Origin of the sequence: Methylomonas stagni (assembly GCF_050154735.1) — a bacterium.
GTDB classification, from domain to species: domain Bacteria; phylum Pseudomonadota; class Gammaproteobacteria; order Methylococcales; family Methylomonadaceae; genus Methylomonas; species Methylomonas koyamae_A.
The window spans coordinates 2056789-2074687 of sequence record NZ_CP189557.1; the positions used below are offsets into that span (position 1 = coordinate 2056789).

Genomic DNA, 17899 nt, shown 5'->3' on the forward strand with positions numbered 1-17899 from the left:
AAGCCATTGATAATAAAGCACTATAAATTGGAGGTCGGCCGTAAGCAAATTCACTGGCACCGTCTAAGCGCCACGATATTTCGTGCGCGACACGGTATACCGTAATGGCGCGCCGCTGGACGAGACGCGGGAGAAGAAGTCTGGAACAACCCGCGTAGTGCGGGGAAATAGGGACACCTTGCCTAGCCAAGGCCGTAGTTGCGCTCGGCTTTGTCCTCGCAGTGCCGTTTAGCTGATCATCTTTCTGAAAGTCAGGAGGCAAATCACGGCGTGCCAACGTGGGAACGACACCGATCCCGGCTAAAGCCGCTCCCACGCCGGCGCTTTGATTGGCTGGGACGACCCGACGGTTTCGTGAACGTTATCTTCGGAATGAGTAAACGTCTAAAACCCCGATTCGCGGACCGCCACGGTGGCAACCCTTCGCCAGGCTTTACTGAGCAGACTGACGGCCGGCGTATCCAAGCGCACGCTACCTCGGCGTACGCCGGGAAAGGCGTTGCGGCTTGGGGTTTGAATCGGCCGCAATACGATCCGATACACCGCCCTTTCCGGTATCTGCAGGCCCTGCCGGTCCGGACGCGCCGCCAGATCCCCGCCGTAACTGGAGGCCAGCGCATCGGGAATTCGAGTCGAGCCGCCGCGATCGATGCGTTCCACCCGACACGCGACCGGGGCCGCGTCCGGATCGTCCGGGTAAAACCAGCCGGACACTGCTTGCTCGGCGGGCAGCAAATCCTCTTCGGCCAGATAGGCCTCGACCAACCAAGCGCCGGGATCGGCGACAATCAGCATCGCCTCGCCGGCCGGCAACCATTGACCGACCTGAAGTGCATCGTTAACGTCCAGCGCCACGCCGTCGAACGGTGCCGACAACGTCAGTTCGGCTTGTTGCTCCTGGGTGCCGGCCTGCTTGGCGGCAGCAGACTCCAATTCCTTCAATAACACTCGCCGCCGCTGCAACAAATCCTGGCGCAGGCCTTGATAGGCCAATTGCCAAGCCAGCGCGCGACCCTGACTGCCAGCGTCCGAGGCTTGGTAATCCAGCTCCGGTGAACTCAGGCGCGCCAATAATTCACCGCGTTTGACGGTCTGACCGGCGGCGATCGGAAAACTCTCCAAGCGCCCTGCTCTGGGCAGGACAATCTCGGCATACTGTTCGGCGCGGATCATGGCCGGCGCGGTCGTATACCCCTGCCACGGCAACAGCAGCAGGGCGGCTACGCCGAGCAGCGCGGCCAGTCCGGTCAAACGCCGGCCCCGGCCGATGTCGTGGCCGGACAAGCTCCACCAGACCCGCAATTCGGAAACGATGGGCCGGACAATAAACCAACCAATTTCAACCGCCATCAACAACAAACCCAGCAATTTAAAGCTGAAGTGGTAAACCAGTACCGCGATCCCCAAAAACAGGAAGAAGCGGTACAGCCAGGTTCCCCAAGCATAGACCGCGAAAAACCGCGCCATGCGCGGCGGCAAGATTTCCGGGGCCGGCCAGTCCAAACCGAACAGCCAAGTCCGCATCCGCCAGCGGGCGTAGGCAAACGCGCGCGGCTGCAGATTATCGACGCCCAACCAGTCAGCCAGCAGGTAATAGCCGTCAAAGCGCATGAATGGGCTAAGATTGATCGCCAGCGTGACGATCCAGGTCGAAGTCGCCAACAAAAACACGCCGCCACGGGCCGGCCCGTCCGGCAAAAAACTCCAGGCCAGAGCCGCGACCACGGCCAAGCCCAGTTCGGCGGCGACACCGGCCCCGGCGATCGCCAGGCGTTGCCGGCGCGACACCAATTTCCAGGCCTCGCTGGCATCGGTGTACAACATCGGGTACATCACCATGAAGGCAACCCCCATCGTCGGTACCCGGCAACCGTAGCGATGGGCGGTCAGGGCGTGGCCGAACTCGTGCAAGGTTTTCGCCAGAGCCAGGGCCAGAAACCACTGGGCCAGACCCAGCCAGTTAAAGAAATACGGAAAGGTGTTCAGGAAGGCGTCCCACTGCCTCGACAACAAAAACAGCGCCAGTAACGCGCACAGTCCGAACAGCGCGGCGCAACGCCCGCTGTAAACCCAAGCCAATCGCGGATAGCAGCGCGCCAGCCAGGCGTCCGGGCGAAGCAACGGAATCTTAAAAAACAGATAATTGTGCAACAGCCATTCGCCGACACCGATTCGGCGAGCCGCCGCTTGCCGGCGCAGCCCTTCCAAACCGGCCGGCCCTTCCGCGCGCAGCAGATTGTGCGCCATTAGAAACTTGCCCAGATCGGCGACTTGCTCGGCGCTCACCGCCAGCGTGGTTTCCCGCCCGATCGCGTCTGCGATCGCCTGCGGAACCGCCAACCGCCAGCGACTGAGGATTTCAAATTCCGGCCAGCCGATACGGTAAAAACGGTTGTTGGCCGGATCGTGCAGGGTCCAGGTCGGTGCGCCGTCAAATCCGGCGGGCCCGGCCAGACAATGAATTTCTTCCCGCAACGGCGGCAAGGCCGTCGGATCGGCTACCATCCCAACCATAAACGCGCGGCCGCCAACGGCCGCCGAAACAAGTAATAAAACAGCGTCACCCGTTCGCCGTAAAGCTTGGCCGTCCCCTTCAAACCGATGCGCGGCGGCCGCTCGCTGTCAGTCAGACGCGCCTTGACGCGGTACACCAGTGCGTCGCCAGCCTCGGCCGAGGTTTGGTAACTGACGCTATACACCTCGGCCTCCATCGGATGCTGAGGGTCGACGTTCAAAAACACCGTCGCGGGGCCTCCCTCCGCCAATTCGATGAAATCGCCGATCGGCAGACGAATATCCAGCTCCACTTGGTTGGCATCGGCCACCATTAAAATCCGCTCGCCCAATTCCACCGGCCTGCCCAGCCAGTCGTGCACGTCGGCGAAGATCGCCACGCCGGCATGCGGCGCCGCGACCTCGGCCCGCGCCAACTGGCCTTGCATGAACGCCACCTCGGCGGCATGCTGATCCATCCGCGCCTTCAGCACCGCGACTTCCGCCTTGCTGTCGGCATCGAACATGGCTTGCTGCGCGGTCTTGCGATATTCCGCCTCGGCCACCGCCAGCGCTTTGCGCGACACTTCCAAGCGGTTGGCGATATCGGTATTTTCCAGGCTCAGCAGCGGTTCACCGGCCGCGACGCTTTGATTGGGCTGGACGTGAAACGCGGCGACCACCCCGGCCAGCGGCGCGCGGATCAGCGTGGGCCGAGCCGGGACGATCTCGGCCGGCGCCAGCACCGACAAGCGCACCGGCCACATCAACGCCAGCAGGACGCCGAACGCCCACAGCTTGACCGAGCGCCGCCCGAACCCGCGCCGATACCAAGCCGGTTTCGGCGCCAGCGCTTGCCAGGCGTGAGCGTAAGCGTCGGCCAATTCGGCCAGCAGTTGCGCTTCGGCGTCCAGCCAGGCCGATTCCCTGGCCAGCAACAAACCGCCGAGGCGCTGGCCGCGCGCCGTCAACGGCAACCATAAGGCCTGAGCCGGCAACCATTGCCGCCAATCGCCGCGCAGCGATTCCGGCAGTTCGTCCAGGTGCATACAGCGGTAAGCCTGCGCGCGGTCGGCGCCGTGCAGCCAGCGGCACACCGCCGCCAACCAGACCGCATACGGCGCTTGCGGATCGGCATCGGCGACGCCGGACAAGGCCGCGATCGGCCGCAACGGCCGATCCAACCATAACGCGGCTTGCCGATACTCGACCAAGCCGCGGGTTTCGTTGACCGCCACGAAGCCGAGCGCGGCCAAGTCCTCGGCGGCCCGCGCCCGACGTTGCAGTTGCAGCAGCAGCGCCAGGCCCCGCGCCTGACGGTAGCGGGCGTCCTCGGTCTCGCCCATGAATTAGTGCGTTTGATTGGGAAAGGCTGCCCGGCCGCTCATGCCGGCCAGTAATTCGGTATGTTTGCCGGTAATACGCCCCAAAATGGCAACGGTTTGGCTGACCGGATCGATACGGGCGCCCAATGTGACGACTTCGGCCGGGAAATCCCGGTCCAATTCGTCGATATGTACCGAAAAGGCTTGACCGGCTTTCAGCCAGCGCAGCCACGGCGACGGCACGATCAGTTTGACTTCCAGTTGGCCGTCGTCCAACACATCCATGATCGGATCGCCGACTTTCAAATGTTGATGACGCTGGGCTTTCAGTTCGGCGACCCGGCCGTCGAATGGCGCGGCGATCTTGCACTTTTCCAAACCGGCCTGGGTCAAGGCCACGTCGGCCTTGGCTTCGCCCAATTTGGCGGCGGCGACCTCGACTTCCAGCACGCTGATCGATTCCAGCTTAGCCAGGCGTTGATCGACTTCATAGGTCTTGGCGGCGCCCTGCGCGGTGGCGCGGGCTTTTTCCAATTGCGCTTGTTGGATGGAGCAGTCGAAAGCGACCAGTAATTGGCCTTTTTGAAGCGCTCGCCGTCGCGCACCGTCAATTCCTTAATCACCGCCGCCAGTTCCGCCGACAGCGTGGTGGCGTTGCGCGCGGTCAGCTGCGCGCGGATTTCGGTCTCGGCGGCCGGCTCGGCGTGCAAAATCGGCGCCAATGCCAGACCGACCAACAAAAACCAAGCTTTGCCCATCAGGAATGTTCTCCCTGGCCGGCGTTGGCGGTTTCCGGCGTCGGATCGTCGGTGGCTTGCGATGGAAAGCGGCCTTGCACCCAATCCTGATCGATCGCTTCGATCGCCCGCGCCAGCGTATCGACGCTGTCGTCGGCCATCGTCGCCGGCAACGGGTCGAAGCCCAGGGATACATACAATTTACCCAGCGCATCCTGCGAATCCGCGTAACTTTGGTGGCGTTGCAACTCGGACAAGACCGAATCGACCGACGTGCGTATCCGCTCCAGCGAACTCATCGCTTCGGTCAACTCGCTGTTCAACACGTGATGGTGGATCTGCTGATTGATGTCGTCGAGCTCGGACGTCAATTTCAATTGGTTTTCGCTCAGCGCCAATTGCTGCCGGGCCAGCCGCACCTGGGTCAAAATCGCCATGTGCGCGGCCAAACGCCGCGAGTTGGCCAGCGACTCCTGCGTCTCGGCGGTGGCGATGGCTTGCGGCGCCGACAATAGCTCGAACAGATTCTTGGAAATCTGCGTGCCGATTTCGCCCCAGCTTTGATTCAGCAAATAGGAGTTGGAATCGTAATTGCCGCCCAATTGCACCTCGACGCCGGGCAGCAAGCGCAGCATGGCTTTTTTGACTTCGGCCGAGCCGATCCGAGTTTGATACATTTCCTGACGCAATTCCGGACGCAATTGCAAGGCCAATTCGTCCAGTTGTTCCTGACTCAACTGCGGCGTGGCGATGCCGGGCCAAGCGCCGGCCGCGACATCGGCCAATTGATAGTCCTGATTCGGCGGCAGATTGATCAAGCCGGTCAATTCGGCTTTAGCCAATTGCTGTTGTTCCAATAAGCCTTCCAAGCGGCGAACGATTTCCAACAGGCTTTTTCGATAGCGCAAGGCTTCCAGAGGCGCCCGCAGTTTTTCCGCCTCGGCCTGGCTGGCGAGTTCCAAGGCGCGGCGGGCTTCGGCCAGCACCGGTTGAATCTTGGCGGTCATTCGCTGCGCGCTCAAGGCTCGCCAATAGGCGCTACGTACGTCCTTCATCAAATTGTGGCTGACCTTGCGCCGGCTTTCTGCGGTCACCAAGGCCTTGTTGCCTTCCTGCTGAGCCCGGAAATAACTGACGCCGAAGTCCAGAATATTCCAGCGCAGACTCAAATCGCCCAGGTAGCGGCTGCGGTCCTGCGAGGTCGAGGTTTCCAGCGATTGCCGGCCGGTCGAAATCGAGCGGCTGGCCGAGGCGTTGAAATTGTCGCGGCTGCGATAGCCGGCCGAAGCCACCACTTCCGGCAACAAATCGAAGCGGGCCAAGGTCGCCTGGCCTTCCGCGACCGCCCGTTCCATCATCTTGACCCGATGGTCCAGGTTATATTTGAGTGCCCGCGACATCGCCTGATACAAGGTCAACGGCGCGGTCAGCGGTTCTTGTTGCTTGAACAACTGACTCTGATCGAGACCGATCTGGCTCTGCCGCTCTTGCTGGGTTAGCGGCGAAGGCGTCAGCGAACAACCGGTCAGCCATACGGCACCGATCGCCGCCGCCAACAGGCCGGGATTAAACCGAGGGGTCGGTCGGGAATGGTTTTCAGCCATAGCGAATTCCTGTGTCGATAAAGTCATGCGGCGTCCCGTGGATCGCGGAACGCTCGCGCCAGATGGTTCAATAGGGTGTCGGCATCCCGTAGGGTGCGTTGGCTGCCGAACGCTTGCAATTGGGTGCTTAGCGGCGTCTTGCCAAGCTCGGCGCGCGGCTCTCCGCCACGGCCGGAAGCGGGGCGTCCGCCGCCTTGGCCTTGGCCCGGCCGGCCTTCGCCGGCCCCGTTCTGGCCTTCGCCTCCGCTCCGACCTTCGCCGCCCGTACCCTGGCCTGGCCGGTTCTGCGGTTTCAGCACCACGGTCACGACGGTCTGGTTGCCCCGTCCGTCGGTCGCGGTGATTTTGACGACGGTGTTATCGCCGCCCTGTCCTTCTCGCACGCTCAAGCCGCCGGTCGCGGGATCGAAACGTACCCAACTCGGCAGGCTGGCGCCATTGGCCTGGGTCGCCTGAAAACTGACGCCCGAGCTGGTATCCAGGCTGGACAGTGCTTGAGCCGGCATCGTAAACGCATTGCCGCCATCCGCCGACACGCTGGCCTGCATTTGCAAGGAGGTGGTTTGCCCACTGGTCGAAGACAAACCGCCGTCGCCAACGGTGCTGGAAAACAGTGAGGTGCCGAAACCCGCGCCGCCACCGGCGCCGAGCCCGCCGCTTAAGCCGGCTCCGCCAAATCCGGAACCCCCGCCTAAACCGCCGGCGGCGCCAGCGCCGATGCCGCCACCCAAACCGCCGCCAGTAGAGCCGCCCGAACCAACCGTGCCGCCGGCGCCGGTCGCTCCGACACCACCAGCGCCGCCAACGCCTGGACCGACCGCAAGCGGCGCAATCGCGTTGACCGAGGTTTGAGTATTGCCGCCGGCGCCACCAGCGGGCGAGCCGCCCAAACCACCGAAACCGCCCAGTCCACCGCCGGTTCCCGCGTTAAAGTCCACGGTTTGCGTGGCGTTGGTGACGATGCCTATCGCCACCGCCGCGGTAGGGCTGGAAGTGACTTCCTCGGCGTTGTCCAAGCCGTCGGTGTAACTGGCTGTCACACTGATGGTTTTATCGACGAAAGCTTGGGTCAGCAACAAGCGAGAGCCGGTCCCCAGGACATTGCCGTCGCCGTCCTTCCAGGTATATACCACGCTACCCTTGCCGTCGGCGTCGCTCAGCGCATCGACGACCGTCAGGGTTTCGCCGGCGGTCGGCGTACCGCGTATCGACAAGGTGCCGGTCGGCGCGTCGTTGGCATTGGTCAGCGTCACGCTCAGTTCGGTGTCGCGGCTGTTGCCGGCCGCGTCGGTGGCGCGCACGGTGATCGAGTGGCTGGCGGCGGCTTCGTAATTTAGTTGGCCGCCATCGGCGACGGTGACCGCGCCGGTCGCGGCGTCGATCGCGAAGCGGCCGTTAGCGTCGTCAACCAGACTGTAAACCACCGCATGCAGATCGCTGGCCGTCACACTACCGACCGCCGTGCCGTTCGCGGCATTTTCGGCCACGCTCAAGCTTCCGCTCGCCTCGGCCGGCGCGGCGGTGTCCAACGTGAAGGTCAATGCGACCGACTCAGCCGATGCATTGCCGGCCAAGTCGGTCTGCCGCGCCAACACCGACTTGGCGCCGTCGCCGGCCACGCTAAAACTGTCGCCGCTGCCGGCGACCCAAGTCGTACCGCCGTCGATGCTGTATTCCCAACTGGCGCCGCTTTCTAGACCGGCCGCGTTGACGACACCATTGTTGGTCAAGCCATCGACGGCACTGGCGCCGCTATCCTCGGCCAAGGCCAAGCTCGGCGCGGCGGAGACTGTATCCAGGGTAAAGGCTAGCGCGGCGGAATTGGCCGAGACATTGCCGGCAATATCGATCTGCCGAACCAACAGCGACTTGGCCCCATCGCCGCTGACGTTAAAGCTGGTGCCGTTGCCCGTCGTCCAGCTCGTGCCGCCGTCGCTGCTGTATTGCCAGCTCGCGCCGCCTTCCAGACCGGACACCGTCACCGCGCCGCTGTTGGTGATGGCGTCGCTGTTACTGGTGCCGCTGTCGGTGGTCAAACTCAAGCTCGGCGCGGCCGGCGCAGAGGTATCGACCACGATGTCGCGGTTGGCACCCAAGGAGTCGGGATCGCCGGGCGCGGCCAAGGTCAATATCGCCGGTAGACTGGTCGAGCTATCCAGTATCGCGCCGCCGCTCAAGGCCAACGCGGTGGTGGCCGCGTAGTCCAGGTCGGCGCTGGTGTCACCGGCTTGCACGACATAGCTGAAACTCAACGTGGTCGTGCCCGAGCCGCCGCTGAAACTGGCGTTGCGGCCGGTATTCAGCGCCAAGGTCGGCGTGCCGGTCACCGTGACGGCACGGTTAAAGGTCACGGTAATGGTGACGGTGTCACCGGCTTTGTAACTGCCGCTGGCGGTCGAAGCCGAAACTTCGGTTACCAGTGGGTTGACCAACGCGGTCAGCACCACGTCGTTGCCGGTGCCGCTGGCGTAACGCACGGTATAAATGTCGCCGTTCAACGTCGCGTCGCTACCCTCGGGTATGCCGTTGAAAGTGCCGGCGCTGCCGGACACCGCGTCGGCGCCGTCGTTGTCGATGATCCGATACGTGGCACCGTTGCTGGCACTGTAAGCGCCGACCCGGCTCACGCTCAACGATCCGCCGTTCAAACTGACGACGCCGTTGACGACGACTTGGTCGAAGTCGGTGCCGGCCACGCCGCCGTCGCCGCCGACTTCAGCGGCCATGTCGCCGCTGAGCCGCAGATTGCCGTTGACGGTCAGCACGCCGATGCCGTTATTGGTGCCGGCCACTCCGGGAGCCAATGTCGCTCCGTCGAGTATCGTCAATTGATTGGTCGAACTGACCGCGAAAATACTGCCGCTGCCGGCCAAGGTCGCCCCGGATTGCACCGAAACGCCGCCGGTCCCGCCCAGCGCGCCGGTCACCGCCAGCGTGCCGGCCGATACGGTCGTCACGCCGCTATAAGTATTATTGCCGGACAGCGTCAACGCCGCGCCGCCTTGCTTGGTCAACGATCCGCTGCCGGACAACACGCCGGACAGCGTCGCGGCCGCGCTGTTCGAAACGGTCGCCGCGCCGATCAGGGTCACATCGTTATCGATGGTCGTGGCGGCGCTAATCGACAGCGTGCCGGCGTTCAAGGTCAGATCGCCGCCGCCGAGATTGGCGTCGGAGGCTATCGCCAAGGTACCGCCGCCACGCACCGTGGTTTCTCCGCTATAGCTGTTATTGCCTGACAGGGTCAAAGTGCCGGTGCCGGTTTTAATCAAATTCCCGCCAATGGCGCCGTCTTCGACCACCCCGGAAAAGCCGGTCGAGGCATTATTGCCGCCGACGGTCAGGCTGCCGCTGTTCAAGGTCACGCTGCCGGCGCCGGACAGTGAGCCGGCGGTTTCGTTGTCGTATAAAAACAGCGTGGCGCCGCCGGCGATGTCGAGCGCGCTATCGTCGCCGATGGCGTCGCCGCCCGAGACCGACAACATGCCGGCCGTTACCGTGGTCGCGCCGCTGTAGGTATTGGTTCCGGACAGTTCCAACTCGTTCGCGCCGGCCTTGGTCAAACCGCCGGCACCTGCGATCGCGCCGGAAAAACTGCTGCCGGTCGCTTGATTGACGGTCAATACCGCGCCGCTATCCAAGCTAATGCCGGCGACCGCCGAACTGCCGCCGGACAGCGTGCCTATCGTCTCGCTAGCGCTGATGCTTAGCGCTCCGGCACCGGATAAGGTCACCGCGCAACTGTCCTTGATCGCCGCGCCTCCTTCAGCCTGCACGGTGCCGCCGGTCACGGCCAGACCGCCGTCCCAATCGCCGGTACCGGACAGTAGCAGCGTGCCGGTCCAGAACTGAGTCAGCGCATAGCTGTTGGCGCCGTCGGTGATGCCGCCGGATAGCGTCAAGGCGTTGCCGCCGGTGTCGATCTTGGTGTTGCCGGTCAGCGTGATTTGGCCGCTCAAGGTATTGTCGCCGCCGATGGCGCGGATCGCGCCGTTAGTGTCCGCGCCGACGCCGGCGGCGGAGATCGTGTTGCTGTAGTTCGCCGCGCTTTGCAAGTGTAACGAGGCGCCGTTGGCGATAACCACCCCGCCGCTGCCCAGCGCGCCGCTCTTGCTGGTCAGCAGATAACCGGCGCCGATCGCGGTGCCGCCGCTGTAGGTGTTGGCCGAAGAGCCGGCCAGCTCCAGCGTGGAGCCGCCCAGTTTGGTCAGTACGCCGCTGCCGCTCAGCACGCCGGTATGTTGCAGGTAAGCGCCGGTATCGACCAGAATGCCGCTGTCCGCCGCCAGCACGATATTGTTGTCGATCGCGTTCGGATAGCCGCCGGTCGTCTGCAAGGTACCGCCGCTCAAGATCAGGTCGCCGGTTCCCAGATTGGCGTCGCCGGCCACCGCCAACGTGCCGCCGGCGATGCTGGCGGTATTCAAGCCGGTGCCGCTGGTGCCGCCGGTCGAGGTATTGTTGGTGCCGCCGAGCACCAGTTTGCCGGCGCCGCTTTTGGTCAAATTAGAAACCACGCTACCGTCGTCGGCTAGCGCGGAATTGATGGTCAGCGTATCGCCGCTGCCGACGCTGACCCCAATCGCGCCGGCCAAATTCAAGGACTGGCTGGTGATCGTCAGCGAGCGGCTGTCGGTGTCGCTATCCATCGCCAAGGTCACGCCGTCGGCCACGGTATAGGCCCCGCCCAACGTGATGGTGCCGCTCAAGGTTTCGGCGAAGTTGATCGTGGTCGGCCCGGCAATGGTACCGGCGTAATACAGCGCTTCCCGCAGATCCAGACCGCCGCCGTCGGCGACGTCGGCATTAAAGCTACTGACCGCGTTGCCGTCTATCGCGGTGACGGTCACTGTCAGATCATTAGATACCGTGATCGAGAATACCTGTTCGACCGAATCGGTGCCGTCGCTGGCGCCGATACGAACCGAATACGTCTGACCGGCGGTCAAAGCCGCGTTGTCGACGCTCAACGTGGTGCCGCTGATTGTAAAACTGGCGTTGTCGGTGTCGCCACTGCCGCTGACCAAGCTATAAGTCAAGGTCTGGCCGGTATCGACGTCGGACGCCGACAGCGTGCCGACCGTGGCGTTGAGCCCGTCGAACACGCTGATCGCGTTGTTGGAAAGTTGCAAATCGGTCGGCGCGTCGTTAATCGAGGTCGCGGTGATCATGGTCGAGCTGTCGGCGGAGCCGCTGCTAGTGCCGTCGTTGCCGGTCAACGTAAACGTGGTCTGGACGGTGCCAGCCGGCACGGCTTGGTTGTCGGTCGGTGTAAACACCAGCGCTTGCAGCAGGGTTTGCAGCGCGCCGGGACTGTTCGCGGTCAAGGTGTAGCTGCCGGCCGAACCGGTCAAACCGCCGCCGGCGCTGCTCAAGGTGCCGTTGGCGCCGGTGTAGCTGATGGTCAGCGTGAACGTGCCCGAACTGTCGTCGGCGTCGGTGTAGGTCACGTTGGCGAACGGCGTGGTCGTGGCATTGTCGTTGACGCTGCCGGCGGTAGTAAAGGTACCGCCCAGGGCCGGCCCCTGGTTGACCGGTCCGGTCAAGCGAAAGTCGTTACTGTTGCTGCCGGCCGTGTAACTGGCGGTCAACGCCACGGCGTTAAACGTCACGGTGCCGGCCGCCGCCAAACCGCTAAAATTGCCGGTGATCGCGTCCGAACCGTCGTTGGAAATCAATGTGAAGGCTTCGCCGCTCGCCGATTTGGTGGCGACATGGGCGCCGGACAAGCTCAGCGCGGCGCCGCTGACATTGACCGCGCCGGTAACCGCCACGCTATCGTAGCTGGCCGAACCGGCAATGTCGGCCGCCAAGCTGCCGCCGGAGGCGATAGTTAAACCGCCGGTCACGGTCAGCGTGCCGACGCCGTCGTTGCTGCCGGCCACGCCCGGCGCCAAGGTCCCGCCCGAAGCGATCGTCAGGCCGCCGTTGACGCTACCGGTGCCGGCCAGCGTGGCGCCGCTGGCCACGTTAACCGCGCCGGCTCCGGCGCCGTTCAAGCTGCCGGTGACCAGTAAGGTACCGGCGTCGATCGCGGTCGAACCTGTATAGGTATTGGCGCCGGACAAGGTCAAGCTACCGCTGCCGGCTTTAGCAAAGCCGCCGCTATTTCCGCCGTCCTGCAAAATACCGGAGAACGTGGTCGAAGCATTACCGGCCAGCGTCAGCGTGCCGCTGTTCAGTGTCACGGTGCCGGCTCCGGCCAGCGAGCCTATCGTGTCGTCGATGGCGTGCAGATTCAGAATGGCGCCTGAAGCCACGGTGACGGCGGTGGTATCGGCCAGCACCGAGCCGCTGCCGGACAAGGTCAGCGTGCCCGCCGAAATCGTCGTGGCCCCCGTGTAAGTATTGGTGCCGGACAAGTCCAATTCGCCGCTACCCAGCTTGGTCAGGCCGCCGCTGCCGCTGATTACCCCGGAAAACGCCCCTGACGATGCCGAATCGCTAGTCAGCGTGAAGGATTGCAGATCGATATTACCGCTGCTGTAGCTATTGATTTGGCCGACGCTGACATCCGACGCCAACTGGTAGGAGCCGCCGTTCAGCGCCAGTTCGGGCGTGCCGCTCAGCGTACCGGACAACACCACCGTACCGCCGGACGCTTGGAGACGCGACGTGGCGGTCAAGGCATTCGTCCCGGACAGGGCCAGGGTCAGCGTTCCGCTGCCTACTTTGTCGACGGTCGCGCCGCTACCGGTGATCGTGCCGGTAAAACTGGTGCTGGTGTTGTCGCCGCCGATTTCCAAAGTGCTGGAGGTCAAGGACACCGTGCCGGCGCCGGCCAACGAACCGATCCTGTCGCTGGCCGACGACAGCGTCAAGCTGGCGCCGCTGGCCACCGTCACCGCCGAACTGTCGGCGATTCGGTTGTTGCCGCTGGTGGTCAAGGTACCGGCCGAAATTGTGGTCGCACCGGTATAGGTGTTGGTGCCGCCCAAGGTCAAGGTACCGGAACCGGTCTTGGTCAAACCGCCGCTACCGCTGATGACGCCGGTAAAACTGGTGTTGGAGCCATTCCCGGCCGTCAACGTAAAAGCCCCGAGCGCAACGTTGCCGGCGCCCGCCAATGAACCGATGGTTTTGGCGGCACCCAGCGTCAACGTCGTCCCGGCACCCACCGAAACCGCGGTATTGTTGGCGATGGCACTCGCGTTATTTAACGTTAACCCGCCTAGCGACAGCGTGACGGCGCCGGTCAAGGTATTCGCGCCCGACAGCGTCATCGTGCCGCCGCCGGTCTTGGTGAACAGACCGCTGCTATTACTCAAGACACCCGAGAACGTCGTATCCACGCCGCTGTTGATGGTCCGTGCCGCGTTGCCGAAATCGACGTTGCCGGTAAAGGTCAACGCAAACGATCCCGACATCGTCACATCGCCGCCGAGCGTGATCGCGTTGGCTATGCTGCGCGCCGTGGTGGTCGAACGCAGCTTGCCGCCGTTCCAGGCCAGCGCGCCGGTCCCCAGCGCGCTGTCCGACGCGATGTCGATGATCGTGTTGTTCAACGTAATGGTGCCGCTGTAACCGGTGTTGGTACCCGCTAGCTTCAGCACGTTGCCCGCGCCCCCGCCGACCGAGATGCCACCGGTACCGGTCAGATTACCGTTCAGCGTGATGTTGCCGGCCGTGGTATTGAACGCGCCGCCGTTGGCGGTGACCGATACCCCAACCGAGGAGGTAATACCCCCGGCGCTAGCCGCCAAGGTACCGCCGTCCATGACCAGCGAACCGGCGCTACCCAGACTGGCGGTTTGCAACGTGCCGCCGGACAAGGTCAGCGCGCCGCTGAAGGTGTTGCTACCCGACAAAATCAGGGTGCCGCTGCCGGCTTTGGTCAATCCGCCGCTACCGGAGATTCCGCCGGAAAACGTGGTTGACGAATTGTCGCCGCCGGCGGTCAAGGTATTGGCGCCCAGAACGACGCTACCGGCCCCGGCCAACGAACCGATCGTCTCGGATGCGTTGAGACTCAAGGTGCCGGCCACGCTGACCGCGCTGGTGTCGGCCAAGGCGCTACCGCCGCTCAAAGCCAGCGTGCCGGCCGACACGGTAGTCGCGCCGGTATAGGTGTTGGCGCCGCTCAGCGTGAAGGTGCCGCTGCCGGCTTTGGTTAAGCCGCCGGAACCGCTTAACACCCCGTCGAAACCGGTCGAGGTGGCGTCGCCTCCGGTCGTCAACGTGAACGAACCGAGATCGAAACTGCCTATCACGCCGCTGCCGCTCAACGAACCTATGGTTTCGTTGGCCCCCAGCGTGACGGCCAGACCTGCGCCGTTGCCCAAGGTCAGCGCGCTGGCATTGGGGATCGCCGCGCCGCCGTTCAGGGTCACGGCGCCGTTGCTGAACGACGTCGTGCCGCCGTAAGTATTGCTACCGGACAGCGTCAAGGCGCCGCCGTTGGTTTTACCGAGACTGCCGCTGGCGCCGGATATATCGGCGGACACGGTCAAGGCGGCGCTGGCGCCGATCAAGTTCAGGGTGCCGGACCCGGCCAGTACCAGACCGCCACCGCCGCTACCGGCTATCGTCACGGTCTTTGCCCCTTGCAAGGTCACCGTATCGTCGGCACCCAAGCTTGCGGTGGAGCCGGTCAAGGTCAGCGTGGTGCCGCTGGTCAAATTGCTCAGAATCACGCTATCCGCGCCGGCCTGGGCCGCCGAGCGCGCCAACGCTTCACGCAAACCGAAGCCGTCGGCGGCGTCGTTGCCACTGTCGTCGCTGGTCTGGGTCACGTAAATGTTGGAACTGGTCACACTGACGTCGGCATTCGTCGTCGCGGCACCGTCGCTCAACGCGAAACGGATCGTGGCATCGCCGAACGGGGTGCTGTTGGCGTATTGAATGCCGCGCATCACTGCTTGCACCAACGCGGTGGTGGCATTGGCGTTGAAGTTGATCGTCAACACCCCGCCGGTATTGGTGTAGGTAGCGAAGGTGGTCGCGCCGCCGGTTTGCAACGCCGAACCGGTATCGCTGAAACCGCTGGCATTGAAGCTGTAGACGTCGTTGCCGCTGGCATCGGCGATACTGGCATCGCCGATCTTGCCGCGCTGCACGGTCAACGAAGCGCCGTTCCAGTCTCCTACGTCGTTTTCGGCGTCGGAAACGGTCAAATTGCCGCCGGCATCGAGCGTCACGGTGCCGGACAAGGCCACGCTATCGCCGTTCAAACCGCTAATCACCGCCGCCGAATTGATGCCGGAAACAGTGATGCCGTTGCCACTGGTATCGGCAATACTACCGCCGGTGATTGGGCCGTTCCAATTATCGGCGCCCGCCAGATTGTAAGTCGTGCTGCCGCTGGAACTGGTGCCGTTTTTATCGAGCAGGGTGTTGACCTGGGCCTGGTCGGTGGCCGACAACGTCAACGTGAACGCAGTCGCCGAAGTGATCTCCACATCGCTGGTGTCGGTCAAGGTGTAGCTGCCGCCTTGGCCGGTCAACGTGAACAACGAAGCGTCGATATCGTTGGTCGCGCCGCTTTGCTTGACCAGATGGGTACCGGTCACGACCAACAAGCCGGTCGTGGTGTCGTAGGTCGCCGAGGTCAAGGTCGGCGTTTGGGTACTGCTGACGGTAACGCCGTTGCCGGTGGTATCTGCGGATGCCGCGGCGGTGCTGTCCCAATTCGCCGCGCCGGCTAGATTGTAGGTGGTCGCGCCGGCGGACGCGGTCCCGTCCTTATTCAGCAGGCCTTCGACGTTGAGCTGATCGGTGGCATCCAAAGTAATGCTAAAACTGGTGGAACTACTGGCGGTCACCGTGTAACTGCCGGCCAAGGTATAGGTATTGCCGCCCTCGCCGGTCAGCGTCAGCTTGGTGGTATCGATGGTGTCGCCGGTGGTCATATTAGCGCCGGTGACGGTCAGCACGTTGGTGCTAGCGTCGTAGGTAGCCGAAGTAATCGACGCCGTCGGCGAGGGCGGCGTCCAGGCGGCCGTGCTGCCCGGCCCGTCCAGCCATTCGGTGCCGGCGTTACCGCCCGACCCGGAGGCGCCGGGGTTACCGCCCGAGGACGTTCCGCCGGCACCGCCGCCTCCGTAATTCGAGGTGTGGGTAATGGTGGCGTTTTCGTATTTGAACGCACCATTGTTGTAGATTCCGCCGACGCCGGCTCCGCCGTCACCACCATCGACATCGTAACCACCCGCGCCGCCGCCGCCGGCGCCGAGATTATTGGTGATCGAGGTCGAAGCCATGTACACCGTTGCGCCGGAACCAATTGCTAAAGCGCCGGCGCCGATCCCTCCCCGGCCAACCACCGCGCTGCCGCTGCCGGAACCGTATCCGCCACCACCGCCGCCGATAAAACCCAGTCCGCCCGAGCCGGCGGTTCCACCGGTTCCGCCCGCGTTGTTACTACCACTGGTTCCGCCGGCGCCGCCGGCGCCACTGACGCCACTGCTACCGCCAATGCCTTTTGCGCTGGAGACCGAGGCGAAGCCACCGTCGCCACCCGTGCCCGCCGAACCTGAAGCCCCTGACGTAGAGGCATTGAATGCGCCTCCCGACCCGCCGACAGTCGTCCCCCAACCTGCGCCGCCGCCGCCGCCGTAACCGTAAGACCCGTCGTCGCTACCGCCGTTGCCGCCGCCGCCGGCCGCGACGTTGCCGGTGATTGTCGAATGCAAAAATGTGGCCGTGGTGCCCGCGCCGGTCACCGAGATTCCGGCGCCCAACGCATCGCCGCCGTTGACGCTGTTATACGCACCGCCGTCGCCCGAAACCAAACCGTGGGTGATCGTCAAACCGTCCACGGTCACGTTGCCGCTGGTAATCGACAGCACCCGGCTGTGGTAATTGGCATCGACGGTAACATCGGCACTACCGTTGTCGTCCAGATCGCCGTCTATCGTCAAATTTTGGCTGATACTTAACTGGCCGCTGGACAAGGTAATCGTCATCCCAGCGTTGAATGTAATCGTGTCGCCGGACGACGCCGACGCAATCGCCGCGCGCAACGACCCGGCACCGCTATCGTTATTGTTGGTCACGGTGACCGTCGCCAGCGCGTAATCGTAGTCGGCCATGGCCGAAGCGGAAAACGCCGCGGGCGCCGAGATGTCGCCGGTCCGCACTTCCAAGTCCCAATCGCCGCCGGCGCCGGTGCGGTCGTCGGACACCGCCACGTCGGCCCCGGTCAGATCGGCCAGGGTCCGGGCAAACGTAGCGCCGTCGGCGCCCCGGCCCAGGTTGCAGGAATAGACTTGCAGATCGCCGTCGGCCGCCAGCGCTTGGCCTATCGTATCGAGTTGAGCGGCGTAGCCGCCGATTGAATCATTGTTCAGCCAGGCATTGCCCAACCAAACGTTGGCCTCGCCGCCCTCGGCGACAATGGAAATCGCCGAAATGTCCCGGCGATCCGCCAAATAGTCGGCCATCTGTTGCACGCCGTCGCGGCCGGCCTCCAACATTACGACTTCGGCGCGCGGATCGGCGCCGGCCAACAAGGTTTCGGCGTCCCTGACCCGGCTGTCGACGAAGATGACGGCGGTAGGCCGGGCGGCCGGCGCTTCCGGGAATTGGCAGGCGGCCGCCGCATCCAGCAAATGTTGAGCGTCCAGCGCCGACGGCGGCTGATCGGCGGTCGGCGGCGCGTCCGCTTGAGCGGCGTCGGCGCTGACCGCCGCCGCGCCGTCGAACAGGATGCGCGGTTCCAAGGCCCAGGCACGTAGCGGTGCCGCCTTGGAACGATGGCGAGTCCCGGCGGGGCGAATACGCTGGAATAGTTTCATGGTCT

5 protein-coding genes are annotated in these 17899 nt (G+C 63.9%); all 5 read right to left on the reverse strand.

The genetic code is table 11. The features are described 5' to 3' along the window. Positions 1 to 384 precede the first annotated feature (384 nt). The gene (locus tag ACP4CD_RS09580; protein ID WP_426994370.1) at positions 385 to 2514 is read right to left on the reverse strand and encodes an HlyD family efflux transporter periplasmic adaptor subunit; all 2130 of its coding nucleotides are present in this window, start codon (positions 2512 to 2514) and stop codon (positions 385 to 387) included. Beyond that, entirely contained in the window at positions 2499 to 3839 is a 1341-nt protein-coding gene (locus ACP4CD_RS09585; RefSeq protein WP_426994371.1) for an efflux RND transporter periplasmic adaptor subunit, read from the reverse strand. The genes ACP4CD_RS09580 and ACP4CD_RS09585 overlap by 16 nt, the downstream gene beginning before the upstream one ends. Positions 3840 to 3842: 3 nt before the next feature. After that, positions 3843 to 4352, reverse strand: a complete 510-nt coding sequence (locus ACP4CD_RS09590) for an efflux RND transporter periplasmic adaptor subunit (protein ID WP_426994372.1) — start codon at positions 4350 to 4352, stop codon at positions 3843 to 3845. Positions 4353 to 4575: 223 nt separating this feature from the next. Next, the gene (locus tag ACP4CD_RS09595) at positions 4576 to 6186 is read right to left on the reverse strand and encodes a TolC family protein (protein ID WP_426994373.1); all 1611 of its coding nucleotides are present in this window, start codon (positions 6184 to 6186) and stop codon (positions 4576 to 4578) included. Further along, positions 6183 to 17894, reverse strand: a complete 11712-nt coding sequence (locus ACP4CD_RS09600) for a beta strand repeat-containing protein (RefSeq protein ID WP_426994374.1) — start codon at positions 17892 to 17894, stop codon at positions 6183 to 6185. Before ACP4CD_RS09600 ends, ACP4CD_RS09595 begins: the two co-directional genes overlap by 4 nt. Between the last annotated feature and the right edge of the window lie 5 nt (positions 17895 to 17899).

Bases quoted from the DNA above. Each gene is read 5' to 3' on its own strand.
- ACP4CD_RS09595 (WP_426994373.1), bottom strand. From the start codon at position 6,186: ATGACTTTATCGACACAGGAATTCGCTATGGCTGAAAACCATTCCCGA.
- ACP4CD_RS09600 (WP_426994374.1), bottom strand. From the start codon at position 17,894: ATGAAACTATTCCAGCGTATTCGCCCCGCCGGGACTCGCCATCGTTCC.
- ACP4CD_RS09585 (WP_426994371.1), bottom strand. From the start codon at position 3,839: ATGGGCGAGACCGAGGACGCCCGCTACCGTCAGGCGCGGGGCCTGGCG.
- ACP4CD_RS09580 (WP_426994370.1), bottom strand. From the start codon at position 2,514: ATGGTTGGGATGGTAGCCGATCCGACGGCCTTGCCGCCGTTGCGGGAA.